General features: G+C 69.1%; 30 protein-coding genes. 18 read left to right on the forward strand and 12 right to left on the reverse strand.

Annotated elements, in window-relative coordinates:
• Positions 1-52: 52 nt before the first annotated feature.
• The 4 genes from HH310_RS05425 to HH310_RS05440 all read left to right on the forward strand — a co-directional run bounded on the left by HH310_RS05425 (position 53) and on the right by HH310_RS05440 (position 3,832).
• Positions 53-1,279: a chitinase gene (locus tag HH310_RS05425; RefSeq protein WP_169174251.1), complete on the forward strand. Its 1,227-nt coding sequence runs from the start codon at positions 53-55 to the stop codon at positions 1,277-1,279.
• Positions 1,280-1,325: 46 nt separating this feature from the next.
• Positions 1,326-2,501 carry a carbohydrate-binding protein gene (locus tag HH310_RS05430; protein ID WP_169174252.1) on the forward strand — a complete coding sequence of 392 codons (1,176 nt, stop codon included), beginning with the start codon at positions 1,326-1,328 and terminating at the stop codon, positions 2,499-2,501.
• 84 nt (positions 2,502-2,585) lie between these two features.
• Positions 2,586-2,918 carry a PadR family transcriptional regulator gene (locus tag HH310_RS05435; RefSeq protein WP_169174253.1) on the forward strand — a complete coding sequence of 111 codons (333 nt, stop codon included), beginning with the start codon at positions 2,586-2,588 and terminating at the stop codon, positions 2,916-2,918.
• Entirely contained in the window at positions 2,915-3,832 is a 918-nt protein-coding gene (locus HH310_RS05440; protein ID WP_169174254.1) for a hypothetical protein, read from the forward strand. Before HH310_RS05435 ends, HH310_RS05440 begins: the two co-directional genes overlap by 4 nt.
• Positions 3,833-3,891: 59 nt before the next feature.
• Here HH310_RS05440 and HH310_RS05445 read toward each other — a convergent pair whose 3' ends face one another.
• Entirely contained in the window at positions 3,892-4,551 is a 660-nt protein-coding gene (locus tag HH310_RS05445; RefSeq protein WP_169174255.1) for a DedA family protein, read from the reverse strand.
• Between the two features lie 316 nt (positions 4,552-4,867).
• Here HH310_RS05445 and HH310_RS05450 point away from each other — a divergent pair, with 316 nt between their 5' ends.
• Genes HH310_RS05450 through HH310_RS05470 form a run of 5 tightly spaced genes read left to right on the forward strand, consistent with a single transcriptional unit; the run spans position 4,868 to position 9,728 of the window.
• Positions 4,868-5,365 (forward strand): MarR family winged helix-turn-helix transcriptional regulator, encoded by a 498-nt coding sequence (locus HH310_RS05450; protein ID WP_169174256.1) that lies wholly within the window; start codon positions 4,868-4,870, stop codon positions 5,363-5,365.
• The gene (locus HH310_RS05455) at positions 5,362-7,002 is read left to right on the forward strand and encodes an alpha-amylase family protein (RefSeq protein ID WP_169174257.1); all 1,641 of its coding nucleotides are present in this window, start codon (positions 5,362-5,364) and stop codon (positions 7,000-7,002) included. The genes HH310_RS05450 and HH310_RS05455 overlap by 4 nt, the downstream gene beginning before the upstream one ends.
• 49 nt (positions 7,003-7,051) lie before the next feature.
• The gene (fabG, locus tag HH310_RS05460) at positions 7,052-7,813 is read left to right on the forward strand and encodes a 3-oxoacyl-ACP reductase FabG (RefSeq protein WP_169174258.1); all 762 of its coding nucleotides are present in this window, start codon (positions 7,052-7,054) and stop codon (positions 7,811-7,813) included.
• 47 nt (positions 7,814-7,860) lie between these two features.
• Positions 7,861-8,262 carry a hypothetical protein gene (locus HH310_RS05465; RefSeq protein WP_248293674.1) on the forward strand — a complete coding sequence of 134 codons (402 nt, stop codon included), beginning with the start codon at positions 7,861-7,863 and terminating at the stop codon, positions 8,260-8,262.
• 2 nt (positions 8,263-8,264) lie between these two features.
• Positions 8,265-9,728 (forward strand): glutathionylspermidine synthase family protein, encoded by a 1,464-nt coding sequence (locus HH310_RS05470; protein ID WP_169174260.1) that lies wholly within the window; start codon positions 8,265-8,267, stop codon positions 9,726-9,728.
• On the opposite strand, the gene HH310_RS05475 is transcribed toward HH310_RS05470, so the two are convergent.
• Complete coding sequence (locus HH310_RS05475; RefSeq protein ID WP_169174261.1) at positions 9,725-10,159, reverse strand: hypothetical protein; 435 nt, start codon at positions 10,157-10,159, stop codon at positions 9,725-9,727. The genes HH310_RS05470 and HH310_RS05475 overlap by 4 nt on opposite strands.
• Positions 10,152-10,520, reverse strand: a complete 369-nt coding sequence (locus HH310_RS05480) for a hypothetical protein (protein ID WP_169174262.1) — start codon at positions 10,518-10,520, stop codon at positions 10,152-10,154. Before HH310_RS05480 ends, HH310_RS05475 begins: the two co-directional genes overlap by 8 nt.
• Before the next feature lie 72 nt (positions 10,521-10,592).
• On the opposite strand from HH310_RS05480, the gene HH310_RS05485 reads away from it, so the two are divergent.
• The 3 genes from HH310_RS05485 to HH310_RS05495 all read left to right on the forward strand — a co-directional run bounded on the left by HH310_RS05485 (position 10,593) and on the right by HH310_RS05495 (position 12,898).
• A complete protein-coding gene (locus HH310_RS05485) occupies positions 10,593-11,489 on the forward strand; it encodes a Gfo/Idh/MocA family protein (protein ID WP_169174263.1) in 897 nt (298 codons plus the stop codon).
• A 66-nt stretch (positions 11,490-11,555) separates the two neighbouring features.
• Complete coding sequence (gene sigK / locus HH310_RS05490; protein ID WP_169174264.1) at positions 11,556-12,161, forward strand: ECF RNA polymerase sigma factor SigK; 606 nt, start codon at positions 11,556-11,558, stop codon at positions 12,159-12,161.
• The gene (locus tag HH310_RS05495; protein WP_169174265.1) at positions 12,158-12,898 is read left to right on the forward strand and encodes an anti-sigma factor domain-containing protein; all 741 of its coding nucleotides are present in this window, start codon (positions 12,158-12,160) and stop codon (positions 12,896-12,898) included. The genes sigK and HH310_RS05495 overlap by 4 nt, the downstream gene beginning before the upstream one ends.
• 99 nt (positions 12,899-12,997) lie before the next feature.
• Here HH310_RS05495 and HH310_RS05500 read toward each other — a convergent pair whose 3' ends face one another.
• Complete coding sequence (locus HH310_RS05500; protein WP_169174266.1) at positions 12,998-13,288, reverse strand: hypothetical protein; 291 nt, start codon at positions 13,286-13,288, stop codon at positions 12,998-13,000.
• A gap of 309 nt (positions 13,289-13,597) precedes the next feature.
• Between HH310_RS05500 and HH310_RS05505 the strand changes: the two genes are divergently transcribed.
• Positions 13,598-13,957, forward strand: a complete 360-nt coding sequence (locus HH310_RS05505; RefSeq protein WP_312033845.1) for a hypothetical protein — start codon at positions 13,598-13,600, stop codon at positions 13,955-13,957.
• Between the two features lie 115 nt (positions 13,958-14,072).
• On the opposite strand, the gene HH310_RS05510 is transcribed toward HH310_RS05505, so the two are convergent.
• A complete protein-coding gene (locus HH310_RS05510) occupies positions 14,073-15,077 on the reverse strand; it encodes an AraC family transcriptional regulator (RefSeq protein ID WP_169174267.1) in 1,005 nt (334 codons plus the stop codon).
• 300 nt (positions 15,078-15,377) lie between these two features.
• Here HH310_RS05510 and HH310_RS05515 point away from each other — a divergent pair, with 300 nt between their 5' ends.
• Positions 15,378-15,734, forward strand: a complete 357-nt coding sequence (locus HH310_RS05515) for an STAS domain-containing protein (RefSeq protein WP_169174268.1) — start codon at positions 15,378-15,380, stop codon at positions 15,732-15,734.
• A gap of 120 nt (positions 15,735-15,854) precedes the next feature.
• On the opposite strand, the gene HH310_RS05520 is transcribed toward HH310_RS05515, so the two are convergent.
• Positions 15,855-17,387, reverse strand: a complete 1,533-nt coding sequence (locus HH310_RS05520; protein ID WP_169174363.1) for an MDR family MFS transporter — start codon at positions 17,385-17,387, stop codon at positions 15,855-15,857.
• A 182-nt stretch (positions 17,388-17,569) separates the two neighbouring features.
• On the reverse strand, positions 17,570-18,211 hold the full coding sequence (locus HH310_RS05525; protein WP_312033846.1) for a TetR family transcriptional regulator: 642 nt from the start codon (positions 18,209-18,211) through the stop codon (positions 17,570-17,572).
• A 159-nt stretch (positions 18,212-18,370) separates the two neighbouring features.
• On the opposite strand from HH310_RS05525, the gene HH310_RS05530 reads away from it, so the two are divergent.
• Positions 18,371-18,829, forward strand: coding sequence for a VanZ family protein (locus HH310_RS05530; protein ID WP_169174269.1), 459 nt, complete (start codon positions 18,371-18,373; stop codon positions 18,827-18,829).
• A 10-nt stretch (positions 18,830-18,839) separates the two neighbouring features.
• Here the strand turns inward: HH310_RS05530 and HH310_RS05535 are convergent, their stop codons facing one another.
• Both HH310_RS05535 and HH310_RS05540 read right to left on the reverse strand, forming a co-directional pair.
• Positions 18,840-19,220, reverse strand: a complete 381-nt coding sequence (locus tag HH310_RS05535; protein ID WP_169174270.1) for a VOC family protein — start codon at positions 19,218-19,220, stop codon at positions 18,840-18,842.
• Between the two features lie 120 nt (positions 19,221-19,340).
• Positions 19,341-19,823: a hypothetical protein gene (locus tag HH310_RS05540; RefSeq protein ID WP_169174271.1), complete on the reverse strand. Its 483-nt coding sequence runs from the start codon at positions 19,821-19,823 to the stop codon at positions 19,341-19,343.
• 115 nt (positions 19,824-19,938) lie between these two features.
• Between HH310_RS05540 and HH310_RS05545 the strand changes: the two genes are divergently transcribed.
• Positions 19,939-21,132, forward strand: coding sequence for a serine hydrolase (locus HH310_RS05545; protein ID WP_169174272.1), 1,194 nt, complete (start codon positions 19,939-19,941; stop codon positions 21,130-21,132).
• Positions 21,133-21,142: 10 nt separating this feature from the next.
• Entirely contained in the window at positions 21,143-21,496 is a 354-nt protein-coding gene (locus tag HH310_RS05550) for a nuclear transport factor 2 family protein (RefSeq protein ID WP_169174365.1), read from the forward strand.
• 17 nt (positions 21,497-21,513) lie between these two features.
• Here HH310_RS05550 and HH310_RS05555 read toward each other — a convergent pair whose 3' ends face one another.
• The gene (locus tag HH310_RS05555; RefSeq protein ID WP_169174273.1) at positions 21,514-23,154 is read right to left on the reverse strand and encodes a CocE/NonD family hydrolase; all 1,641 of its coding nucleotides are present in this window, start codon (positions 23,152-23,154) and stop codon (positions 21,514-21,516) included.
• A 124-nt stretch (positions 23,155-23,278) separates the two neighbouring features.
• Between HH310_RS05555 and HH310_RS05560 the strand changes: the two genes are divergently transcribed.
• Positions 23,279-25,027, forward strand: a complete 1,749-nt coding sequence (locus tag HH310_RS05560) for a serine/threonine-protein kinase (protein WP_169174274.1) — start codon at positions 23,279-23,281, stop codon at positions 25,025-25,027.
• A 13-nt stretch (positions 25,028-25,040) separates the two neighbouring features.
• Here the strand turns inward: HH310_RS05560 and HH310_RS05565 are convergent, their stop codons facing one another.
• A complete protein-coding gene (locus HH310_RS05565) occupies positions 25,041-25,352 on the reverse strand; it encodes a hypothetical protein (RefSeq protein WP_169174275.1) in 312 nt (103 codons plus the stop codon).
• A 121-nt stretch (positions 25,353-25,473) separates the two neighbouring features.
• Complete coding sequence (locus HH310_RS05570; RefSeq protein ID WP_312033847.1) at positions 25,474-26,142, reverse strand: DUF305 domain-containing protein; 669 nt, start codon at positions 26,140-26,142, stop codon at positions 25,474-25,476.
• Between the last annotated feature and the right edge of the window lie 101 nt (positions 26,143-26,243).

Genomic DNA, 26,243 nt, shown 5'->3' on the forward strand with positions numbered 1-26,243 from the left:
TTACTGTTAACAGTCCTAAAGATTGATGTACGTCAACGTGAGAGGGCGGACGATGCGAATCAGATCGGCAATCCTGGCCACCGTCATGGCGCTCGCCGCCGGTGGAGCGGCGACCTACTTCTCCGGCTCGGCCGAGGCCGCCGCGGCCTGTGTCCCGGCGTGGAGCGCGAGCGCGGTCTATGTCGGCGGCGGCCAGTCCTCGCAGAACGGTCACAACTACACGGCCAAGTGGTGGACCCAGAACGAATCGCCGGCCACCCACTCGGGCCAGTGGGACGTGTGGGCCGACAACGGGGTGTGCGGCAGTGGCCCGACAGATCCGACAAGTCCACCCACGACACCGCCGACGACCCCGCCCACTCAGCCGCCCGGTAACGGCACGCTGCCGAAGCACTTCCTCACCGGTTACTGGCAGAACTTCTACAACGGCGCCGCCGCCCTCAAGCTGGCCGCCGTCCCGGCCAACTACGACCTGATCGCGGTCGCCTTCGCCAACGCCACCGCGACCCAGGGCGCGGTGTCCTTCACCCTCGACTCCGGCCTGTCCGCGCAGGTCGGCGGCTACACCGACGCGCAGTTCAAGGCCGACGTCGCCACCCTGCACCAGCGCGGTAAGAAGGTCATCATCTCGGTCGGCGGCGAGACCGGCACGGTCAGCGTCGCGAACTCGACGGCGGCCACCAACTTCGCCAACTCGGTCTACTCACTGATGACCACGTACGGGTTCGACGGGGTCGACATCGATCTGGAGAACGGGCTCAACGCCACCTACATGGGGCAGGCACTTCGCGCGCTGCGAGCCAAGGCGGGCGCCAACCTGATCATCACGATGGCGCCGCAGACCATCGACATGCAGAGCACCGGGTCGTCGTACTTCGCCCTCGCCCTGTCCATCAAGGACATTCTCACCGTCGTCCACACGCAGTACTACAACTCCGGGTCGATGCTCGGCTGCGACAACAACGCCGCGTACTCGCAAGGCACCGAGAACTTCCTGACCGCGCTCGCCTGCATCCAGACGCAGGGCGGCCTGCGCCCCGACCAGGTGGCCCTGGGTCTACCCGCGAGCAGTCGAGCGGCCGGCGGCGGTTACCAGAACCCGTCGGTCGTCAACGCCGCGCTGGACTGCCTCGCCCGGGGCACCAACTGCGGCACCTTCAAGCCGCCGGCGACGTACCCGGGGATCCGCGGGGCCATGACCTGGTCCATCAACTGGGACGTCGCCAACGGAAACGGCTTCGCCAACACGGTCAAGCCGCACCTCGCCACCCTCCCCTAACCCCATCCCCATCCCCCGCATCCCCATCCCCCGAAGGAGAATCCCCGTGAAACTCCGCAGAAAACTGCTGGTCGTCGCGGCCGTCGCGATCGCCGGCTCGGCCGCGGCCCTGGTGCCGATGACCGCTTCCAGCGCGGCCGCGGCCTGCGCCCCGGCGTGGAGCGCGAGCGCGGTCTACGTCGGCGGTAACCAGGCCTCGCAGAGCGGCCACAACTACACCGCCAAGTGGTGGACCCAGAACGAGTCGCCGGCCACCCACTCCGGCCAGTGGGACGTCTGGGCCGACAACGGCACCTGCGGCGGTGGCACCACGCCGCCGCCGACCGACCCGCCGCCGACCAGCGGCACGAAGATGGCGTCCGCGCCGTACATCTATCCCGGCTGGGGCAACCCGCCGGCACCGTCCACGGTGGTCAACGCGACCGGCATCCGGTCCTTCACGATGGCGTTCGTGCTGGCCTCCAACGGGTGCAACCCGGCCTGGGACGGCGAGGGCGGCCTGACCGGTGGCGTGCACGCGAGCACGATCTCGGCGATCCGGGCGGCCGGCGCCGACGTCATCCCGTCGATCAGCGGGTGGCAGGGCAACAAGCTCGGACCGAACTGTGCCACGGCGGACGCGCTCGCCGGGGCGTACCAGAAAGTCATTGACGCCTTTGGTCTGCGGGCCATCGACGTCGACATCGAGAACACCGACGAGTTCGAGAACACCGCGGTGCAGGACCGCATCCTGAACGCATTGAAGATCGTCAAGCAGCGGAACTCCTCGGTGAAGACCATTCTCACCTTCGGGACGACGCCGAGCGGTCCCAGCTACTACGGCACCCGGCTGGTGCAGCAGGCCAAGGCGCTGGGCGCGAACATCGACATCTTCACGCAGATGCCGTTCGACTTCGGCGGCGGTTCTGACATGTACGGCTCGACCGTCGGGGCATCCGAAGGACTGAAGAACCTGCTCAAGTCGACCTTCGGCTACAACGACGCGCAGGCGTACTCGCACATGGGCATCTCCGGCATGAACGGCCTGTCCGACCAGCAGGAACTGACCACGACCGACACCTGGACGAGGATCCGCGACTACGCCCGTAACAACGGGTTCGCGCGCTTCACCTTCTGGGCGGTCAACCGCGACCGTGGCTGCGCCGGCGGCGGCGTGGTGTCGAACTGCTCCGGCATCGCCCAGTCCGACTGGGCTTTCACCAAGATCAGCGCAGGTTTCTGATCGCTTCGGCGAGGCGACGCGCGGCCGCTGTTTCCGGCGGCCGCGCGTTGGCGTATATACCGTAGTCGGGTATATGCTTCCGGCGTGACCGAGCAGACCTTCCTGATTCTCACCGCGCTGGCCGGTGAGTCCTTGCACGGCTATGCCGTGATCGAGGATGTCGCCCGCCAGACGGCCGGGCGGGTGAAATTGCGGGCCGGCACGCTGTACGCGGTGCTCGATCGGCTGCGCGGCGCGGGCCTGATCGAGGTCGACCGGGAAGAGGTCGTCCAGTCCCGGCTCCGGCGCTATTACCGCCTGACCGCGGCCGGCGCCGAGTCGCTGACCGCCGAGGCCGCCCGCCTGCGGGAGCGAGCCACCCTCGCGGAGGGACGCCTGCGGGCTCGCCGCGCCGACTTCGGGGGAGCGACCGCGTGACCACGCCCGAGATCCGCTATCGCCGTCTCCTCGCGCTCTATCCGAGCGACTTCCGCCGGGAGTATGAGGAGGAGATGCTGGCGGTCCTCATGGCCGACCCGCGTCCGGGTGCGGCGCAGATCGCCGACGTGCTGCGCGCGGCGCTCGCGGCCCGGCTGCGTCAGACCTGGTCCGGCGCCGGTGCGTGGGGCCGCGCGGCTCGGGTGTTCCAGCTCTTCGGGGTCATCGCGATGCTCGCGATCTCGCTGCGTCGCGTGGCCGCCGCCGTGGCGGGTGCGACGTGGCCGGGGAGGGCATTCCATCTCGACAGCGTCGACGGTCTGCGCGCGGCCGGGTGGGCCGTGGCGCTCGCCGGGGCGCTCTACGGTTTGCGGGCGCTCGGCGCGGCCGGGGCGGCAGCAGGGTTGACCGGGGAGATCATCTTTACGGCACGCATCTATCCGGACACCCCCGCCGTAGTGATCGACCGCTACTGGCAGTTGGTCGCCGCGGTCCTGCTCCTGGCCGCCGGGCTGGTGGCCGAGCGGGGGCCGGTGCGGCCGCGCGGCTGGGCATGGATCGCGCTTGCCGGTGCCGCGCTGGTGGCGCACGGCGCGGTGCTGCGCTACGGGCTGTGGCAGGCCTACGCGGCACTGCCCTGGGTGTCCGTCGTGCTCGCGGGGGTCGGCGTGGCCCGTCAGGAGCCGGAGACGCGCCGGCGGATGATCGCCCTGGCCGTCCCGGTGCTGGCGACCTTTCCGGTGGAACGGGCGGGCTTCGCCGGATTCGTCGAGCACAACATGCGACATCCCGAGGCGCTGCGCGTGCTCGGGCCGGGGCAGTGGATCGCGCTCGTCCTGATCCCGGTCGCCGCCTTCGTCGTGGTGGCCGACATCAATCGGCGACTGGAACGCGGCCGAGCCGAACGGCGGTGAGGGGCGGTCTGGAGCACGCGCTCGCTCGTCGATCGATCGGTGCGGCCGACCACGCACGCCTATGACACGCGGTCGGCGTTCTCGGCCGCCGCGCGCCGCCGCTTGCGCATCTTCTTGACCACCCAGCCGCCGACCGCGATCACGAAGACCGCCGCGATCGCGTAGTCGAACCAGTGGCTGTACTTCTCGACCTGCTGCCAGCGCTCGCCGAGCAGATAGCCGCCGCCGATGAACAGGGCGTTCCACACCCCGCTGCCCAGCGCGGTGAACACCAGGAATTGACCCATCGGCATGCGGTTGGCGCCGGCCGGGATGGACACCAGGCTGCGTACGACCGGAGCGCAGCGGCCGAACAGCACGGCGGAGCGTTCGTGCCGCTCGAACCAGGCGTCGGCCTTGTCGAGATCGTCCGCGTCGACCAGCGGAATCCGGTCGAGCCAGCGCCGCAGCCGTTCCTCGCCGGCCTTGTACCCCAGCCAGTAGAGCGCGACCGCGCCGGCGACCGACCCGGCGGTGGCCGTGATCAGCACCATGACCAGGTTGACCCGGCCCTCGCCGGCCAGGTAACCGGCGAGCGCGAGCACGATCTCGCTCGGGATCGGCGGCACCAGATTCTCCAGCGCGACCAGCAGGCCGACGCCGACCTCGCCGAGCGACTCGATGACCGACGCCACCCACCCGGTCAGCCCGGTCAATCCTCCGAGATCCGCCTCCGCCATCTCGAAGTTGTACCCGCCGAGCCTGTGACGAACCTGACCGCGGAGTTATGCGAAGAGTGCGCTGATCGTCACAGATCGCACCGGAGCTTGTGTGCCGCCGTGCTGACCAACCGTGAGTTCCACAAAAAAAGCCTGGTGAGCGGCAAGGTGCGCGCCGCCACATTTGCACCGCAGCGAACTATTGCGGTGAACCAAACCAGACCAGATCCGTTTGTGAAATTACCGGGCCGCTCGGGGGGCGACCGGCCCGGTGCCGTGCGCTGTCGCGAAATTTCGCCTGGGACGACAGCGCGCGGCCGACCGGTAGGAGTTCGACATGACACTGACGACGGCAGCGCCGACCACGGCGCACCAGCCCGCGGAACTGGCCTGGACACTTGCCCAGGTGCAGGGGGCAGTTCAGACCGGCATCACGCACGCTCTGCGGCGCTACGGCCTGAGCCACGCGATGCTGCAGGCCATGATCCGGCTGCGTCAGGCGCCGAAGCGGCGGCTGCGGATGACCGATCTGGCCGACGACATGGCGTACAGCCGCAGCGGCATCACCCGGCTGATCGACCGGCTGGTCGATTTCGGTCTCGTGGTCCGCGAGCACTGCACGGACGATCGGCGCTCGCTGGAGGCGGCGCTGACTCCGGAAGGCGAGCGCACGCTGGCGCTGGCCCTGCCCAACTACCTCGCCGCTCTCGACTCGCTGCTGACCTCGCGGCTGAGCCCGGAGCAGCTGGACATCGCGATGGGCAGCCTGACCGCCCTGCACGACGCGGTCGCCGGTTTCGCGCCGGCGGAAGGCGGACAAATAAAGGCTGCATGAGCGACCGGTGGTACCAGAAGGCAGTTGTCTACTGCTTGGACATCGACACTTACGCGGACTCGAACGGCGACGGCTGCGGAGACATCCGCGGGTTGATCGGGCGACTGAACTACCTGGCCAGGTTGGGGGTCACCTGCCTGTGGCTCAACCCGATCCACCCGTCGCCGGACCGCGACGACGGTTACGACGTCGAGGACTTCTACAACGTCGACCCGCGCTTCGGCACGCTGGGCGATTTCGCCGAACTGCTGCACCAGGCGTCCAACCTGGGCATCAAGGTGATCATCGACCTGGTCGTGAACCACACCTCGGACCAGCACCCGTGGTTCCAATCGGCACGGTCGTCACCCGACTCGCCGTACCGGGACTGGTATGTCTGGTCCGAGAAGGCGCCGGCGGACCGGCACCAAGGCATGGTCTTCCCCGGCGAACAGGGTGAGACGTGGTCCTACGACCGCACCGCGAAGCTCTGGTACTACCACCGGTTCTACAAGTTCCAGCCGGATCTCAACATTCGCAACCCCGAGGTCCGGCGCGAGATCAAGAAGATCTGCTCGTTCTGGCTTCAGCTCGGCGTGGCCGGGTTCCGGATGGACGCCGCGCCGTTCATCATCGAGGAGACCGAGCCCGGCAATCCGAGTTCGCCGCTGGATTACGAGTTCCTGACCGATCTCCGCCAGCACATCCAATGGCTCAAGGGCGACGCGGTTCTGCTCGCCGAGGCCAATGTGGAGCCCAGCCAGCTGCCCGTCTTCTTCGGCGATCGGGGCGGTTCGAGCAACCGTATCCACATGCTGTTCGACTTCATGTTGAACACCAAGCTGATGCTCGCGCTGGCCCGGCGCAACCCGGAGCCGATCATCGAGGCGCTGCGCGAGACGCCGAAGCTGCCGCGCGGCGGGCAGTGGGCCACCTTCCTGCGTAACCACGACGAGGTCGACCTCTCCCGGCTCACCGCCGACCAGCGCGAACAGGTCTTCGCCGAGTTCGGCCCGGATCCCCGGATGCAGCTGTACGGGCGGGGTATCCGCCGGCGGCTGGCCCCGATGCTCGGCAACGACCGTCGCCGCATCGAGCTCGCCTATTCGCTGCAGTTCACGCTGCGTGGCACCCCGGTCCTGCGCTACGGCGAGGAGATCGGCATGGGCGAGGACCTCGCGTTGCACGGCCGCGATTCCATCCGTACGCCCATGCAGTGGTCGCTGCTCAGCAACGGCGGGTTCACCACGTCGTCGAAGCCGCTGCGCCCGGTGATCTCCGGCGGCAACTGGGGCTACGAGAAGGTCAACGTCACCCTTCAGCGTCAGGACCCGCGCTCGTTGCTGTCCTGGTTCGAACGCATGATCCGTACGCTTCGGGAGGCACCCGAGGTCGGCGCCGGCACCTGCACGCACATCGACGTCTCCACACCCGGCGGCGTTCTCGCGCACCGCGCCGACGACGTCACCGGGACGATGGTCTTCGTGCACAACCTCGGCACCGAGGACGCGAGCATCGACCTGGGACTTCTCGCCGGCGAGGCGGAATCGGCGAACGACGTGCTGGCGGATCAGCACTATCCGGCGCTGGGCAAGTTCGATTCCGTCGATATCGCGGGTTACGGATATCGGTGGATCCGGCTGCGCCGATCGGTGTGATGCACGTTAAAGTCGGCCATCGGTGTCGAGATCACCCCCGGAGGCCGCAATGTCGCAGTCCGTATCCAAGGTCGCCATCGTCACGGGAGCCGCCCGCGGCATCGGTGAGGCGACCGCCCGAAAGCTTGCCGGGGACGGACTGGCGGTGGCGGTCGTCGACCTCGACGAGGGTGCCTGCGCGAACGTGGTGACCGCCATCCACGACGCCGGCGGCTCGGCGCTCGCGGTCGGCGCCGACGTCTCCGACCAGAAGCAGGTCACCGCCGCGGTCGAGCGGGTGGTCGCCGACCTCGGCGCGCCCACCGTGCTGGTCAACAACGCCGGCGTGCTGCGCGACAACCTGCTGTTCAAGATGAGCGAGGACGACTGGGAGACCGTGATGGCGGTCCACTTACGCGGCGCGTTCCTGTTCAGCCGCGAGGTGCAGAAGCACATGGTCGACGCGAACTGGGGCCGAATCGTCAACTTATCCAGCACGTCCGCGCTCGGTAACCGCGGCCAGGCGAACTACGCCGCCGCGAAGGCCGGCCTGCAGGGCTTCACCAAGACCCTCGCGATCGAGCTCGGGCGCTTCGGTGTCACGGTGAACGCGGTCGCGCCGGGCTTCATCGTGACCGACATGACAGCCGCCACCGCCGCCCGGATCGGGGTGGATTTCGCCGATTTTTCCAAGGCTGCGGTGGCGCAGATCCCGGTTGGTCGCGCGGGACGCCCCGAAGACGTCGCGCACGCCGTATCCTTCCTGGTCAGCGAGGGCGCGAGCTTCGTCTCGGGTCAGGTTGTCTACGTGGCCGGAGGCCCGCGCGCCTGATCGATCATGTTGACCGAAGGCGATACAAAGAGATGATGAATCGACGCATGAGCTCCCGCAGCGTCTCGCTGACCAGCACATTCCTGTTGCTGGCGGCGGGCGGCGCGGCGGCCTGCGACAGGGGCAGCGAAACCCAGCAGCAAGGGTTCTACTGCGCCGATGCGAACGGTGTGGTCGTCGACGAGGACAACTGCGACGACAACCGGCACTACGGCGCGGGCGCGATCCTGCCGTTCATCTGGTATTCGTCGCTGTATCGCCCCGGCTACGCGGTCGGCCAGCGACTGCCGACCGGCGGCCAGAGATTCGCCTACAACGACCGGGCCGCGCGGCAGAAATTCGGGCTGCCCGCCACCGGCAAGATCGGAAACGGCACCATCAAGACCAGCGTGATCGGCAAGGGCGGCGGCGGGGCGAAGAACTCCGGCTCGAAGAAGTCGGGCGGCTGAGCGTGCGCCGAGTTCCCTACGGTCCGGTCCGCGACGGCTGGAAGCTCACCAACTACAGCCTCGGGCTCACCTACAACGACACCGAACTGCCCGACGGCTCGATGATCTCGTACTGGCAAGAAGGTCCTTACTACGACTTCACCGCCGAGGAGATCGAGGAGCTCGAGGCCGCGACCACCACGATCCACGCGATGTGCCTGGAGGCCGGCGACTGGATGGTCGGGCAGTGCCCGCGGCGCACCGTGCAGGGCCGTCGCGAGGGTTACTTCGCATCGGTCTGCAACCCGTCGACCTGCTTCCTCGCGCGTATCGGCATCCCCGAGTTCGCCCACGAGCAGATCATCCGGACGTGGTTCGACGGCGACGCCGAGACGTGGACGCACTACGACAAAGACCCGGACATGCGCCTGCCGATGGAGACCCCGGACTACTCGCCGAGCGTCTACGGCCGCTTCGACCTGTGGTACGACGGCGGCGGCAGTACGCCCAAGCTGCTCGAATTCAACGCGCAGACGCCGACGTCGCTGGTCGAGAGCTCGGTCATCCAGTGGCACTGGGTCGACCAGACCGGCGTGACGCAGCACCCGTGGCGCCAGTGGAACTCGATCCACGACCGCCTGGTCGGCTGGGAGGCGGCCGACGGCGAGCCGGCCAACCCCGGAGCGTGGCGCCGCAACATCGCCAAGCTGCGCGAGGCCCGCACGTGGCTCCCGGAGAAACCCAAGATCTTTTTCGCGTACGAGACGTCGGAGCCCACCGGCGAGGACCGGATGAACGTGGCCTACCTGATGGCGACCGCCGAGGAGGCCGGCTTCCCGGTCGAGCTGATCGCGATGAGCCAGATCGGCTGGGACGTGGCCGGCGACCGCGTCGTTTTCGTGCCCGCCCCCGGCCAGGAGCACAAGGCCGAGCCGATCGACATCATCTTCATGCTGTACCCGTGGGAGTGGTTCTGGAACGAGGAGGGCGGCAAGGCCTTCTTCCGTAACATGGCCGACCCGACCAAGCACGGGACGGTCTGGATCGAACCGCCGTACAAGGCGGCGCTGCTCGGCAACAAGGCGCTGCTCCCGGTGCTGTGGAAACTGTTCGGCGACGACCCGGAGCGCGGCAAATACCTGCTACCGGCCCATTTCGCCGAGTCCACGGCCGCGAAGGCGATGACCAGCTACGCGAAGAAACCGGTGTGGGGGCGCGAGGGCGGTTCGGTCACGCTGGTGCGCGACGGCGTCACGATCACCGACAACCCTTCCGAGTACGGCTCGGACGGGCGTTACGTGGTCCAGGAGTTGTGCGAGCTGCCGTCGTTCGACGGTCTGGAGGGCACGGTGCACCCGGTGATCGGCTCGTGGCTGATCGACGGCGAGCCGGCCGGCATGGGCATCCGCGAGGGCCTGGGCGTCGACGGCCTGGTCACGAAGGACGAGTGCTACTTCGTCCCCCACACGGTCGAAGCGTCGGCCTAGTCTTTGCTCGGCCGGTGGTGCCAGAGCCACCACAGGCCGAAGAACGGGAGCACCAGCGGGACGTAGCCGTAGCCGCTGCCGTAGCGCGACCAGACCGTGTCGTCCGGGAACGCGCCCACGTCGGCGATGCTCAGCGTGCCGACGACCAGCACGCCGATCAGCTCGACCGAGCAGCTGGTCAGGGCGATCCGCCGGCCCTTGGCGCCGCCGATCGCGAGGCCCACGGTCGCCGCGATGTAGACCAGGCCGGCCACGCCCGACAGCAGGTACGCCAGCGGCGCCTCGGAGAAGTGCGTGATGATCTGCACCAGGGCGCGTGCGCTGGCGGCGAGGGCGAAAATCCCGTACACGAAAAGCAACAGGCGGCCGAAACCGGTGCGCAGAGCGGCGTCGGCCGGGCGGTCGGCGGCGGGAGCGGGCGAGTCAGACACCGGTCGTCACCGACGCAATCTGCTGCAGACGCAGCACGAGAACGGGAATCACCAGGCAGGCGACGCCGAGAATCAGGCTGCCCCAGCGGGTCGGCTCCAGACGGGCCAGATAGATCGCGACCGGCGCGAACGCCACCGTGGTGATCAGGTAGCCGACGAAGGTGCCGGTCTCGGCGGGGCGGGAGCCGTCGAAGAGGCCGACCACGGCGACCACGACCAGCACGATGACGAGCACGCCGAGGGCGGCGGTCGCGGCCAGGTCGAAGCGGCTGGGCGGCCGGTTGCGGGACGAGCGCAGCAGGCACCACAGCGCCAGCACGAGCGCCGCGATGATCGTCGCGACGGACAAGGGACCGTTCACCCGGCATAGGGTACTGATCCTCGCTCGCCTGATAGCTTGCGGTCCGACTGCTAGAGAGGCGGGCGAGCGGAAATGCGCTTCGGACTTTTCGGAACCGGACCGTGGGCACACATGGCACACGCGCCGGCGTTGACGGCACACAAGGACGTCGAATTCGTGGGGGTGTGGGGACGGAACCCCGCGAAGGCCGCCGAGCTGGCCACGGAGCACGGGGTCGAGGCGTACGGGGAAATCGATGCCTTGATCGCCGACGTGGACGCGATCGCCGTGGCGTTACCCCCGGATGTGCAGGCGCCGATCGCGTTACGCGCGGCCCTCGCCGGGAAGCATCTGCTGCTCGACAAGCCGGTGGCGTTCACCTCGCGGGAGGCGGACGAGATCGTCGCCGCCGTCGAAGAGCGCGACCTGGCCTCGGTGGTGTTCTTCACGCGGCGGCTGCTGCCGGAGATCGCCGACTTCTACCGTGACGTCGTGGCGACCGGCGGGTGGACTGAGGGCCGCATCGAGCACGTCGGCACGATCAATCAAGAGGGCAATCCGTTCGGCGCTTCGCCGTGGCGGCACGAGGCCGGCGGCCTGTGGGACGTCGGGCCGCACGCGCTCGCCGGCGCCCTGGCCGTGTTCGGCCCGGTGACCGAGGTGACCGGAATGACCGGTCCGCGCGACAACACGCACGTGCTGGCCAAGCACGCCTCCGGCGCGATCAGCTCGCTGACGATGTCGGTGGACGCGCCGCCCGCGGCCGGTCGCGAGGACTACGCGTTCCTCGGCGAGGCCGGGCTGCGCGCGGTCCCGCACGTGTCGTTCGAGGCGGTGACCGCGCTGCAACTGGCGATCGATCACCTGCTCGAGGCGGCGGCCGGCGGTCCGAAGTCCCCGCTGGATGTCCGGTTCGGGGCCCAGGTCACCCGGATCCTGGAAGCCGCGGCCGAATCAATCGACTCGGGTCGAAAAATCTCCCTCATCTGACACCCATCCGTCTCCCCGCCGGCGCCGAATCCGGGTTTGAATGGCGCGAACGAGAGGCGGGGAACCATGGTGGAGGAGCGCAGCGCCAAAAGACGCCTGACGGCGGTGCCGTCCGCCGCCCCGCCCGACGTGGGTGACCTGCTCGGCTCGGTCGCGCGGGGCGACGAGGACGCGTTCGGCAAGCTGTACGACCTGGTCGCGCCCCGGGTGTTCGGCCTGGTCCGGCGGGTGCTGCGCGATCCGGCGCAGGCCGAGGAGGTCGCGCAGGAGGTCCTGGTCGAGGTGTGGCGGATGGCGGCGCGCTTCGACCCGGCCCGCGGCTCGGCGTCCTCGTGGATCCTCACCATCGCGCACCGCCGGGCCGTCGACCGGGTGCGGTCCGAGCAGGCGGCGACCTCGCGCAGCATCGTCGTCGGGGTGGCCGCCGTCGAGACGCCGTACGACGCGGTGGCCGACGAGGTGCAGGGCCGGCTCGAACGCCAGCAGGTGCGCCGCTGCCTCGAAGACCTCACCGAGCTGCAGAAACAGGCGGTGACTCTGGCGTATTACCAGGGCCACTCCTATCCCCGGGTGGCCGAGCTGCTCGGCGCGCCGCTCCCGACGATCAAGACGCGCATGCGGGACGGGTTGATCCGGTTACGCGACTGCCTCACCACGGAGGTGACCGCATGACCGACATCCATACCTTGGCCGGGGCGTACGTCCTGGACGCGGTCGACGACATCGAGCGGGCCTCGTTCGACCGCCACCTGCGCGAGTGCGCCGCGTGCCGGACCGAGGTGGACGAGCTGCAGGAGACGGCGGCCCGGCTGGCGGACGCCACGTGGTCGGTTCCGCCGCCGAGGCTGCGGGAGAACGTGCTGGCCGAGGTGGCGCGCACGCGTCAGCTGCCGCCGGTGGCCGCCCCGCCGGTGGCGTCGCCGCGTCGCCGAGCTCCGCGACGGTGGCTTCTGAGTGCCGCGGCCTCCGTCGTGGTGGCTGCGGCTGCCGCGGGCACGGCCGTTTACGTGGTTCAGGACCAGCGCGTACGCGACGAGCGCGCGATCGCCGAGGCGGCCCGTTCCAGCGAGGCCCGGGTCCGGGAGATCCTGGCGGCCCCGGACGTGCAGGTGCGTGAGGCGGCGGTGACGGGCGGCGGCCGGGTGACGGTCGCGTCGTCGCGCCTGCATGATGCCGGCGTCGTGGTGATGGCCGCCGATTCCGCCCCGGGAGGTGGTCAGGTGTATCAGCTGTGGACCATCCGGGCTGGTAGTGATCCGAAGTCGGAGGGTGCTCTGCGGGTCGGGCAGACGGCGACGTTGTCGGTGGTCGAGGGGTTGCCGGGCGCCTCGGATGTGGCGGTGACGGTGGAGCCGGCGGGGGGTTCTCTCCAGCCGACGACGACGCCGGTTGCGCAGGTGCCGCTCTGATCTGGGCGTGCTACTTCGGCCCGGGCGCGGGGCCCGGGCCGGGCTCTCGGTGACGTGGTCGGCGCGGCGTCCGGCTTTGGCCCGCGGCGCGCTCTCAGATCAGGGGACCGTGCGCTCGATGGCGGCCGGGCCGTCCTCCTCGAGCTCTTCGCGGGCGCGCTCGATGTTCGCCGGCGTCGGGTCGCGGCCTTCGGCCTCGGCCAGGTCTTCCGGGTCCCACGGCTGGTCCGCGCCGGTACGCCATTCCGGCTCCTCGCCCGGCTGAAGGAAGTCGGGATTGTCCCGATCCTTGCCCCCGCCGGTGATGAATGCGTCCACCGCGACGTCGTCGTCGATGGCGTCGGCCACTTCCTCCGACTCTTCAAGCGGCGGGCGGTTGTCGTCGGTCATGGTTCCTCCAAGGCTGCTGGTCTCCTCCCGTGATACTCCGTCCGCGCGATCATGACCATCCCTGCGCGGCCTTGCGCCCTCCGCGTTTGGGCCGCCGGAGTTCGGGGCAGGTGCGGAAAGGGACGATCATGTTGTACGAGGGTCAAACTGAGCGCTAACTGGACAGGACCTGCGCGTTACGGATGGACGCATAGTAGTGGGCCGAATACATTTCGGCTGGACGCACGTATCGGACAGCCGGCGAGGCCCGGGGTGGTGTCCGACGTGCGGTAAGGGGGAAGGAATGAGCGAGCCCAGGGGAGGGCAGGCGTGACCGGCCTGTCCGACGCCGAACGGGACGCGAATGACGTGATGCGGGCGCTCGAGGGCCTGGCCGCCCTGGCGCGCCGACCGGCGGCCGGCCCTGGCTCGGCTGCCGCGCTGGACGATGACACGCGCCGCCTGCTACTCGGGATCGCCGAGGACGCCGGCGAGGCCGCGGCCCGCGTGCTGTCCTATTTGCGCGACCAGCGAGGCTGCGGCGACGGCGACCTGGCCGCGGTCCCGCCGCGTCTGGGCCAGTGGCGGGAGTGGGTCCCGGCGCGTGGCCACCTCTTTGGAGTGAAATCGGCCGTCGCCCGCGGCGCCGACGAGGTCCCGCAGCCCCGCCGCTCGGACCCCGGCGAATAGCCCACCGGTCACCCTGCGTAGTCGAACGGGCTCGTCTCCCCCTGCGAACCGCCAATATTTCTCACTCGACCGGGGTCGTCCGCGTGGCGCCGCGCCGTTGTCCGGGGTGGCGGGCTCAACCGATTGAGCGGAGCGTTTCGGAGGGCGATTCGCCGAACCGGACGCGGTAGGCCGACGCGAAGCGGCCCAGGTGGGCGAAGCCCCAGCGGTGGGCGACCGCCGCGACCGTCACCCGCATCGGGTCGGAGATGCGCAGGTCGTCGTGCGCGCGGCCGAGGCGTACCTGCTGAAGGTATGTCATCGGGGCGCAACCCAGGTGGCGGCGGAAGCCCTCCTGCAGCGAGCGCACGCTCATCCCGGCGATCCTGGCCAGGTCGGTGACCGTGACCGCGCGTTCCGGCTCGTCCTGGATGGCGTCGACCACCCGGCGGATCGCGCGCGGCGGACCCGCGGTGGCGGGCGTGGTGAGCTCCCGGTAGTAGCGGTGCGGCACGCTGAGCAGCAGCCCGCTGAGCACCGTGCTGCGCAGATGCTCGGCGATCAGCGGCTGAAAGATCAGGCTTTCCTCGAACGCGAGCTCGTCGCGCAGCAGCCGCACCAGCCGGATCCAGCTATCCACCGGTCCGCTCGACAAATCGATGGCGGGTGGCAGGTCGATGGGTCCCTCGATCGGGCGACCCAGCAGACCGGACAACTCCTCCTCGAGGGCCTTGCGCTCGATCTTCACGGCGAGTTCCGCCGAGTTTTCCTCATGCCGCGTGAAAACCGGGTTGCCAGGTCCGAAAACGACCGCCGTGGAGGGGGTGCCGACGACCTCGCGGCCGGCGTGGCGTGCGTGCAGACGGCCCGTGGTCGGGATGCTCACGTGGTATGCGTCCAGCTCAGGCACCCGGAACGTCACCGGCCCGGCATAACTGAGCTGGCCGACGGTGAGCGGTCCGAGCTGGATCACCTCAGCACCCAGCCCGAAATCGGCCGACCCCTTCGGCACCCCGACCGCCACCGGATAGTAAAAACGATTTAGCACAGACCGGGCCTGCTCGATGTCCGCGCTGCTGAAGTGCACGATGTCCGGGACTTCGGTGTACGCGTGGGCGGCCCTCGGTAGTAACTCAGACATGCCGACGTGGGCTCCATCGCATACCGTGAGTATTCGGTGCCGATGAGTGGAACGTCAATGTTGCCAACTTGCTCTGACCGTTCCAGCACATTCAGGCCATATGAACTACTCTGGCGTTCCGCGCCTACGTGGCGTAACTTGCAGACCAGCGGACTGTTGTTGGAACGCGGTTGGAGAGAGGCGCCCCGGGGGCGAGGCGTCCGACGCCCACCACGCTTGGTGATCACCCCAGGCGGGCGCGCGTCCTCCCCGCGGAGGGCAGGTGTCGGCCCCCGCTCGACGCCAGGAAGAGGGCAAGCCGTGTATCTGCCGGTCACCACGCGACAGCTGGCCGATGGCACCGTCGAGATCGCCCCGAGTGGCGAGATCGACCTGGACAACGCCCACGTGATGCGGGACGCCGTCAACGACGTGCTGACGACCTCCACGCCCGGCAAGATCTGCCTCGACCTCCAGCGGGTGATGCTGATCGACAGTATCGGCATCGGCATCCTGGTCGCCTGCTTCCACACCGCCGCGGCAAGCGGCGTCAAGCTCGTGGTCAGCCACCCGAGCCCCACGGTCTACCGCCAGCTCTGGGTCTCCGGCTTGGTGGGCTTGCTGGGCTGCGCCGAGCCCCCGTCCCCGCGCACGTCTGTGGGCCTGCGCCCGTCCTGACAGCGGCGCGCCATCAAGCGCGGCCACGCGGTGGCGCGTGCGGGGCGCAACGGCCAGGACCCGGCAGGGACCTGGCCGTTCCCGAGGCGGGACTTTTCGAAATCCCGTACCAAATGTTGATCAGTGATTTGCCCCGGCGGCCGCGGATTCCTCCTGGGCCCGCCGCTCGTCGCCGCTCAGGGTGGACAGCGGCTTCTCCTTGATGAACAGGACGACCAGCACCGTGATCGCGGCGATCGGCGCGCCCACCAGGAAGAGGTCGGACGTCGCGGTGCCGTAGATGTCCCGCACGACGGCGAGCACCTCCGGCGGCAGCGTGTGGATGTCCGGCACCTTGCCCTCGCCGGCGCCCGCGGCCGCAGCCCCGAACTTCTCCGAGAACAGGCTGGCGATGCGGCTCGCGAGGACCGCGCCGAGTGCGCTGACGCCGACCGCGCCGCCCATGCTCCGGAAGAACGTCACCGTCGACGTCGCGACTCCCAGCTCCGCGGCGGGGACGTCGTTCTGCGCGGCGAGCACGAGGTTCTGCATCAGCATGCCGACGCCGACGCCCAGGACCAGCATGAAGATCGACAGCATGAGGACGCTGGTTTTCGCGTCGATCGTGGACAGCAGGAGCATGCCGCCGAGCATGATGACCGAGCCCGCGACCAGGTACATCTTCCATTTGCCGTACTTCGTGATGAGCTGGCCCGCGACGGTCGAGGAGACCAGCAGACCGAAAATCATCGGCAGGCTCATGAGGCCGGCGACCGTCGGGGTCTTACCGAGAGCGACCTGGAAGTACTGCGAAAGGAACACGGTCCCGCCGAACAGCGCGACGCCGACCAGCATGCTGGCGATGATCGTGAGCGACACCGTGCGGCTGCGGAAGATGCGCAGCGGGATGATCGGCTCGGCCGCCCTGGACTCGACCCACACCGCGAGCGCCAGCAGGATGACGCCGCCGGCCACGAAGGCGAAGCTGTCCGCCGAAGCCCAGGCGAAGTGCTGTCCGGCCAGCGTCGACCAGATCAGCAGGGTGCAGACGCCGCCGATGATCAGCAAGGCACCCAGCCAGTCGATCTTCACGGCGCGCTTGGCCGACGGCGGCAGATGCAGGGTCTTCTGCAGCAGAGCGATCGCGGCGAGCGAGAACGGCACCCCGATGAAGAAGCACCAGCGCCAGCCGAGCCAGCTGGTGTCCACGAGGACGCCGCCGATCAGCGGCCCGGCGATGGTGGCGACGCCGAAGACGGCACCGAACAGGCCGGAGTAGCGGCCCAGCTCACGAGGCGGGATCATCGCCGCCATCACGATCAGCGCGAGTGCGCTCATGCCGCCCGCGCCGACGCCCTGCGCGACCCGGCTGACGATCAGTACGCCCACATTCGGGGTGAAGCCGGCGATCAGCGAGCCGACGACGAACAGGCTCAGCGACAGCTGGATCAGCAGCTTCTTGCTGTAGAGGTCGGCGAGCTTGCCCCAGAGCGGCACGGTGGCCGTCATCGAAAGCAGCTCGGTCGTGACGATCCAGGTGTAGATGGACTGGCTGCCGCCGAGCTGGGCGATGATCGTGGGCAGCGCGTTGGAGACGATGGTCGAGGCGAGGATGGCCACGAACATGCCGAGCATGAGGCCCGACAACGCCTGAACGATCTCCCGGCGGGACATCCGCCCGGAATCCTCGGTGCCGGCGAGCTCGGTGCCGGCTAACTCGGTGCCGGCTAACGCCGCGTTGACCGCCTCGCTGGGGATCGGTTCGCCGGCGATGGCAACGGCGTCCTCCGCGACCGTCGCTTCCACCTCGTCGAGGGCACCCTGCTCCGGCTGGTCCGGCGGGTGACTGGTGACTGTCATCTGGGGGCTTTCTGGTGAGAGGGGGTGGGTTCGGCGAGGCCGGTGGCGAGGATGCCGAAGGCTTCGCGCACGAAGTCGGACAGGGGGCTGTGTCCCTCGGTGCCGGCCCAGCGCATCATCGCCGTGCGGATCGCGGCACCGGTCAGCGTGGCGGCGAGCTGGGGAAAGAGGTCGTCTCGTGACAGCCCCGTGCGGGCCGCGATCGCCGTGATCAAGTCCTCTTCGGCTTGTGTGCCGTGGGCGACGAGGGCGGGGAGAAGTTGCGCGTTGTTCTTGAGCACGCGCATCCGAAGGAGCCACAGATCGCGCTCGGCCTGGATCTCCTCGATCGACGGTGTGAGTGCCTCGAGCAGCGCGGCCACCAGCGGCCGGTCGCCGGGCAGTGCGAGGAGCCGGTCGCGCAGGGACGCGGCGTCGTGGACCGGGTCGCCGATGAGGGCGTCGTCCTTGGTCGCGAAGTAGTTGAAGAACGTGCGGGGCGAGACGTCCGCAGCCTCACTGATCTCGTCGACCGTCACCCGGTCGAGACCGCGCTCGTCCACCAGGCGCAGCGCGGCCATCATCAACGCCGCACGTGTCTGTTGCTTCTTACGGTCCCGGCGGCCGGTGACCGGTGCTGTGTCAGCGGCCGTCTCCACGTGGCGCCACGCTACGGCCGATCTTGCAGGACCTGCAAACTTTTATTGGCTGCAAGTGACGAGGGTTACGTCCGTGATCGACACCACCGCGGCCGGATCGCGATGTGTCATCGTGAGGCTTGCGATTTGGGGGAGGGGCCCAGCTTGCGCCGTTCGTTTGTGGCACTGCTGTTATTCGTCTACGGCATGGCCGTCGTCGCCGTGACGATCTTTCCGATTCATCCCCATCCATCGTCCTACTGGGCCGATTCGCCATGGTGGACGATGATCCACTACATCCCGCTGGTGGTGGACGCGCCCAGCTTCGTCCTGAACATCGTCATGTTCGTTCCCTTCGGACTGCTGACGCCGATCCTGTGGCCCCGGCTCGACTCGGTGCGCCGGCTGGCCGCCTACGCCGCGGCGGCCAGCTCGGCCATCGAGCTGACCCAGCTCGTTCTGGGTCTCACCGTGGGCAGCCGCCGGACCGTCGACATCAACGACCTGATCGCCAACACCGCCGGCGCGCTGGCCGGTCTGCTCGTGTTGCGGGCCGCCGTGCCGGATCGGCGGCACCGGGCGTTGATCGCCACGCGGAACGCGGATGCTGCTCTCGGGATCACGCGGGCGGACACGTAAATGGCCTTGATCATTCCTCGGATTCACGCTGTGTAATTTTGATCAGCAGGCCGTCGGGCGTACGGACCTGTAGCTGCTCGCCGAAGGTCTGGTCGGTGGTCACCTCGGCGGCCCGGAAACCGGCCTGGTGCAGTCGGCGTTCCAGTTCATCCAGAGCCATCGCGGCGCTGAACGTCAGCTCCACCGCGCCCTCGTCGCGGCAGGCGTCCGGGGCGTGGGCGATCAGGCCGATCTGTACAGCCCCCAGCTGCATCAGCACCCAATCGGTATCCGGGCCGCCGTGGATGATCTCGGCGCCGAGCCGCTGATAGAACGCGATCGCCGTGGCCATGTCGGCGACGTGCACCATCGGCCGCAGGTGCAGTCCCGGATCGGAACCAGTTGTCGTCATGTCGTCGCCTCCAGCCTTGTCCGGGCTGTTCAACGACGTTTGCGTCGGTAGGTCGTCTGAATCTCCTCTCTGTTGCCGTTCCGGTGCCGAGCCGGCGCTCCCGTCGTCGAGCGGGGCCCGTCAGTCGTTGAGCTGGGCGCGCTCGATCTCGGCCAACGCCGCGGTGAACCACGGCTCGACCGGACGTGTGCCAAGCAGGTCGGCCAGCAGAAGTGCGGTGTGCAAGGCCATCACCTCCGGCTTCGCCGGCTCGGTCTGGTCTTCGTCGAGGACGCCGAGCGCGCCCGCCAGCAGTTGAAGAACGACATGGGGATCGACCTCGGGCTGCCACTCCGCTGCCGTGCGGACGCATCTCTGCAGCACCTCGCGCACGGCGTCGCCGTCCAGGCCGTCGGGATGGGCGTCCTCGAGGAGGAGGCGCACCGTGGTGCCTAGGATGAGGCCGGTCTGAGCCGGATCGAGCGCGGCGAGATCGCTGACCGCCGCGTCGAGGCCGTCGCGGTCGCGGGCCTGCACCGCACCGACCGCGACGGTCGCCGCTGCCGCGATCGGCCTTGCCGGAGCCGGTAGCTGTCGCCATTTCTGATGCGGGTCCTGATGCATGCGAGGACCCTAGCCGCGCCGTCCGACAGTTTCGGAGTTATCCACAGCGGCCGGGTTGTCCACAGGCCGCGAGCTCTCCCGGGAAATTGTCGGTCGGTCCTGGCAGGCTGTCCGCATGACCGACGAACAGCCCCGACCTGTGACTCAACGCGAGGCCATCGCCGCCCGCGTCGAGCGCGGTGACATCCCCGGCGCCGTCTCCGTGGTCGCCCGTGGTGAGGACGTGACCGTCGACGCCATCGGCATGACGGCGTTCGACGATGGCCTGCCGATGCGGCGCGACACCCCGTTCCGGATCACCTCGATGACCAAGCCGGTCATGGCTGCCGCGACGATGCTTCTCGAGGAGGATAACCGGCTCGACCTGGAGGAGCCGGTCGTCACCTTCCTCCCCGAGCTGGCCGGCCAGCGGGTGCTGGTCCGCCCGGACGCGCCGCTCGACGAGACCGTTCCACTGGATCGCCCGGTCACCGTGGAAGATCTGCTGACGTTCACGTTCGGTTTCGGCTTCGTCCTGTCCGGCGACCGGATCGACCCGCCGTTTCCGATCGTCCAGGCCTGGCAAGACCTTGAACTGGCCCTGGCCGAGCCCGATCCGCGCACGCCGCATGAGCCGGACGAGTGGATCCGCCGTTTCGGGTCTCTGCCGCTGATTCATCAGCCCGGCGAGACATGGATGTACAACTCGGGCACCCTGGTCTTGGGCGTGCTGCTCGCCCGGGCCGCGGGCCGGCCGCTGGAGCAGTTTCTACGGGACCGTCTGTTCGACCCGCTGGGCATGACCGAGACGGGGTTCTGGCTGCCGCGCGAACGGGCTGCCGCTCTCCCCAAGCGCTACATGACCGACTTCGCCACCGGCGAGATGGTCGAGCGGCCAGACTCGCCGGCCGACGAGTGGAGCCGCCCGCCGGCCTTCCCGTCCGGGTCGGGCGGCTTGGTGTCCACCGCCGACGAGTTTCTGGCCTTCGCCAGGATGCTGCTCAACGGCGGCGTGCACGGCGGCACCCGGCTGCTCTCGGAGAAGTCGGTGGCGTCGATGACGACCAACCACCTCACACCGGCCCAGATCGAGGGCGGCGGCTTCATGCTCGGCGGCAGCGGGTGGGGCTACGGCATGGCGGTGACGGTCACCGCCGACGAGGTGTCCGCCCCGGGGCGGTACGGATGGTCCGGTGGCTACGGCACGACCTGGTTCAACGATCCGCGGGAGGGGCTGATCGCGATCGTCCTGACGCAGGTCGCCGACGTGCTGTGGAACGGGGCGCTCACCGAGTTCAACAAAGCGGCGTACGCGACGCCGCAGACCTGAAGGAGGGGTGATGACCGATCTCGATGCGGTTACCGCGTGGGTGACCGGCTACCGCAAGGCCTGGGAGAGCAATGAACGGGACGACATCGCGGCCCTCTTCGCCGAGGACGCGTCGTATTTTCCGGAACCGTTCGCGACGCCGTGGGTCGGTCGCGAAAAGATCGTCGAGGAGTGGCTGAAAATAAAGGACGATCCGGGCACCACGACATTTGCGTGGCACCCGGTGACCGTCACCCCCGATTTGGCGATCATCGAGGGGACGACGAGGTATCCCGACAAGATCTACAGCAATCTGTGGTTCCTGCAGCTCGACAATTCGGGCCGGGCGCGGCAATTCACCGAGTGGTGGATGGAGCAGAAATGAATTGAGGCGATCCGGTCTCAATGAGGCGCGGCGACCGGCAGGACGAGCCGCGAGCCGGCGCAGTGGATGGTGTGGACGCAGGAGCGCAGCGTGCGGCCCTCGGCGGGCGTGCCGGGGGTGCCGAGATTGCGGGCGAAGCGTGGGAAGGCGCCGCCCGAGACCTGAAGGCGCAGGCGGTGGCCGGCCGGCAGGCGATGGAAGCACGGGTCGAGTGCGAGGGAAAGGCGCTGTGCCTCGCCGGGCTCGATTGACGGATCGAGGCGGCACAACGCGTCGGCGAAGTTGCGGGAGTGGCCGCGTTCGTCGACGTCGCAGAGGCGTACGAAGACGTCGGCGTGTGGTTGGTCGACGGATATTGACAATTCCACAGTGGGTGAGCCGATGACATCGACCGCGGTGGGCAGCGCGTCGGTGGTGAAGGTGACGACGTCGGGGCGGGATTCGAGCGTGCGGTTGTCCTTGACGCCAGGGTCGCCGGTCAAGGTGCGGCCACCGACCGCGGGCGTCGGGTCCGCCGGGTTGTAAATGAAGCTGACCGTCCCGTTCGTGGCCGGGACGGAGCCGAGCGTCAGGGTGCGGTCGGGGTGGAGCTGGAACACCTCGGGCACGGACGGTGGCGGCCAAGCCGCGAGCTCGTGCCATTTGCTTTCGCCGGTGCGGTAGACCCGAACGGGTGAAGTTCGGGCCGCGGGTCCGTTCGCCATGTGTTGTTCCAGCCACGGGAGGGTCTCGCGCGTGAGGGTCGCCGCGCCGCGCGTGCCGAGCTGGAAATGGGTCCAGGGGCCCACGGTGAGGGCGACGTCGACACCACGGGCACGAAGCGCCTCGTACTGCTGGAGCGACTGGTCCACGAACAGGTCCTGCCAGCCGCTGATCAGCAGCACCGGGACGTCGACCCGGGCCAGCGCGGAGCCGGCGCGATAAGGCTGCCACCAGGGGTCCGTGCCGTCCGGGTGGGAGATCCACTCGCGGTACCACGGGGCCCGGCCATTGAGGATCAGGTCGGAGCCCTCGGATAACGGAAGTGCCCCCAGCGCGGGGCGTAAGCGCCGTGGCGCGGTGAGCATGGAGACGACGCGACGCAGGTTTCCGTCCTCCTGGTGGACGATCTGGTCGCTCCAGCCGAGGAAGTCGTTGAGGGTGAACGCACCCGTGCCGAAGACGGCCTCACGGAAGTCGTGCGGACCCACGAGAATGACGGCCGTGCGCAGCTCAGGGGGCGGATCCTGGAGGAGCGTCCACTGGGTCCAGCCGAGATAGGAAGCGCCGAGGGTGGCGAGGCGGCCGTCGAACCACGGCTGCTCTCGTAGCCAGGCGACGGTGTCGGCGCCGTCGTCGGTCTCCTGGGCCATCGCCCGGAACGTGCCGCCCGAGCCGAACGTCCCGCGCACGCTCTGGAGCAGCACGTGGTAGCCGCGAGCCGCGTAGAACCGGCCGTTCAGGGCGGATGTCGGAAAGCCGCGGCCGTACGGCGTGCGGATCAGGATCGTGCCCTTGGGTGCCGCGACGTCGGGTGCGAAGTGGTCGCCGAGGAGGGTCACGCCGTCGCGCATGGGGGTTCGCGCGGGGAAGACCTGGTAGCCGTTCAGCGCCTTCGTCTGGCGAAGCATGCCGCTCAGGGTGGCGTCCATCAGGCGCTGCCGCATAGAAATCGCCATGCCACTCCTTGATCAATTCCGAGGCCCGACGAAACGATAAGTCGATCAGATGGGAAAAGGAAAGTGAACGCCATTCGGGTGTCACCGGTGTGCGATTTTGCGGTCGGGCAGGCACACTGCCACGGTGGAGGTTCGGCAGGTACTCGGTGGCCGCTACAAATTGCTGAACGAGCTCGGCAGTGGCGGCATGGCGGTGGTGTGGCGTGCCCGTGACGAGGTGCTCGGACGGCACGTCGCGGTCAAGGTGCTGGCCGCGCGATATGCCGGTGATCCGCAATCACGGGAGCGGATCCGGGATGAGGCGCGCGCGGCGGCGAATCTGTCGCATCCCAACATCGCGCAGGTGTACGACTACGGCGAGGCGGCCGAGGGCGGCAGTCCGTTGCCGTTCGTCGTCATGGAACTGATCGACGGGCTTACCTTGCAGCAGCGGGTCGCGTCCGGGCCGCTGCCGCCACGCAAGGTGTTCCGGATCTGTGGCGAGGTGGCCGCGGCGCTGGCCGTCGCGCACGCCGAGGACCTGGTTCATCGTGACATCAAGATGGCCAACATCATGGTCACACCGGGCGGTGCGAAGGTGGTGGACTTCGGCATCGCGGCCGCGGTCGGGCCGGCGCCGGAGGACATGCTCGTCGGGACCCCGGCCTACCTGGCACCGGAGAGGTTGACCGGGGACGCGGTGGTGCCGGCCTCGGACGTGTACGCGCTGGGTGTGCTGCTGTACCGGCTGCTCGCGGGTGAGGCGCCGTGGAGTGTCGAGACGACGACGCAGATGCTTCAGGCGCACGTGTACGTCAACCCGGCGCCGCTGCCGGAACTCGCGGGCGTGCCGTCGGCGGTGTCCAAACTGGTCGGTCGCTGCCTGCGCAAGGATCCTGCGGAGCGGCCCACGGCGAGCGAGGTGTCGTCGACGCTGGCCGATGCTGCCGAGGCTTCCGTGAGTCCTGCCGGCGCATCTCGGGGGACGTCGGGCGGATTCGCTGCGGCCGGCGAGCCGCGTGGGGCGCAAAACCGCATCGCCACGGATCTCGCGGCCGCCAAGCCGAGCCCGGTCGTGCCGCGGCCGGCGCGCAACACCGCGAACCGCGGTGCTCAGACACTGGTTCTGCCGCCCGGCGGGGCTGGAGCCGCCGCCAGGCAAGGCGCCGCCAGGCAAGGCGCCGCCAGGCAAGGCGCCGCCGGGAAAGCCGCTGCGGGGCAGGCCGCTGCTCGTAGTGACGCGCCCGGCGTTCTCCTCCTGCCACCCGGGGTGCTGCGGCCGTCCGGGCGCGGGGCTCGGCGCGTACCGCTGAGCAAGCGGAAGTCCCTCCTGGCCGGCGGGGGTGTCGTGGCCGTGACCGTCGCCGCGCTGCTGCTCTGGTTTGTTCCGGGCGGCGACGGCGAAAACGAGAAGCGGTCGCCCGCCGGCGGATCCACCGCGTCGGTCGCGCCGGTGCGTGGTCTCGGCGTTGCGCCTACGGTGAGTGACGGTGCAGCGGCGCCTGCCACGGCCGTGCCCCCGGGGCGGCCCCCGCACAGCGGCGGTAACCCGGCGGCGTCCGCCGCGCCGGCCGGAACAGCCCGCCCCAGCGCCGGGGCGCCCGCGGGCACGTCCGGGCCGAGTGACGCGCCGGAAATCTCGCCCACCGCGTCGCCGACCCCCGGCGCGGGCGGAAAGCGGCTCAGCTCGCCCGGCGGGTCCGTGCTGGCGACCTGCGCGGACGGCAAGGCCACGCTGACGGACTGGCAGCCGGCCGCCGGCTACGAGGTCGAGAGGGTCGACCCCGGGCCGGCACTGACCGCGCTGATCATTTTCAAAGGGCCGACGCAGCGTTACCGGATGCGCGTCTCGTGCGTCGCCGGGGAACCTACGCCGTTCGTGCTACCGCTGTAGTGGGCAGCGGCCGTCACTCCGCGTAACGCGTGGGCGGGAACGGGTTGTCCTTGCTGAGCGGCCTGGTCTCGCCCTCGGCCTCCTGGCGGGCGGTGACGCTCTCGATGTCCTGTTCGTCGGTGTCGAAGTCCGGGTCGAACGGGACCGGGTCGTCGGTCGCGGCCGGGACGTCGTCCGGGTCGTAGTCGTCGACGCCCGCGTCCGCCCGCTCCTCCGCGGTGCGGCGGGCCAGTTCGTCGTCGTCGAGGTGGGCGGGCGAACCGCCGTGGAACCGGCGATCGCGCTCCCCTTCCGCCGCCTCGGTGTTGAAGTCGTCGGTAGCCATGTCGATGTCCTTTCCGCGGGGCGGGAGAACCGGAGTTTTACCCGGCTTCCCACGGCGCAACCCAGAAGGTACCCCCGGATTATCGCTCTCCGCCGACCGAAGATCCGACCAGGCGTACGGCTCAAATGCCCAGCTGAGCCATCCGGCGGACCTCGCTGCCCTGTTCCACGGCCATCTCGTTGGCCATCTCGCGCAGCAGCTCGTCCTGGCCCCCGGTGATCACGTCGCCGGCCATCTGCTGAGCGCCGCGATGATGATCGGTCATCATCGCCACGAACTTGCGGTCGAACTCCGCACCGGTCGCGGCCCTCAGCGCGGCCATGTCGGCGGGCGTCTGCATGCCGGGCATCGTGCTGTGGTCGTGCGACGGGTCGGTCTCGGGCAGTTTGCGGGCCCGCAGCCACGTCCGCAGATAGGTCACCTCGGGGGCCTGGGCGGCACCGATGCGGTCGGCCAGCGCGCGCAGCTCGACGTTCGAGGCGCGCCGGCCGGCCAGACCGGCCATCTCGATCGCCTGTCCATGATGGACGATCATCATCTGGACGAACGTCGTGTCGATCCCGTTGTAGGTGACACCGTCCGGGGCCTTCACCCGGTCGGACAACGTCACCTCCGCCGACTCGCCCGGCCGGCCCGGGACCACGACGCGGTGCGGCGCCTCGGAAACCGCGCTGGGCAACGGCACCGCCGCACTCGAGTCCGAACTCGACCGGGTTGCCACGATAAGCCCGACCGCGCCCGCGACGGCCACACCCGCAGCGAGCAGCATCGATGCCCTCTGACGGTTCACCCTATCTCCTTGCTGCCTGAATAGATGTTCCTCAAAACACTGTGGACCATTACTGTAGCGACAGGATTGAATACGCGCTGTCGTGACCCATCTTGCATCGA

Origin of the sequence: Actinoplanes sp. TBRC 11911, assembly GCF_012933445.1 — a bacterium.
Classification (GTDB): domain Bacteria; phylum Actinomycetota; class Actinomycetes; order Mycobacteriales; family Micromonosporaceae; genus Actinoplanes.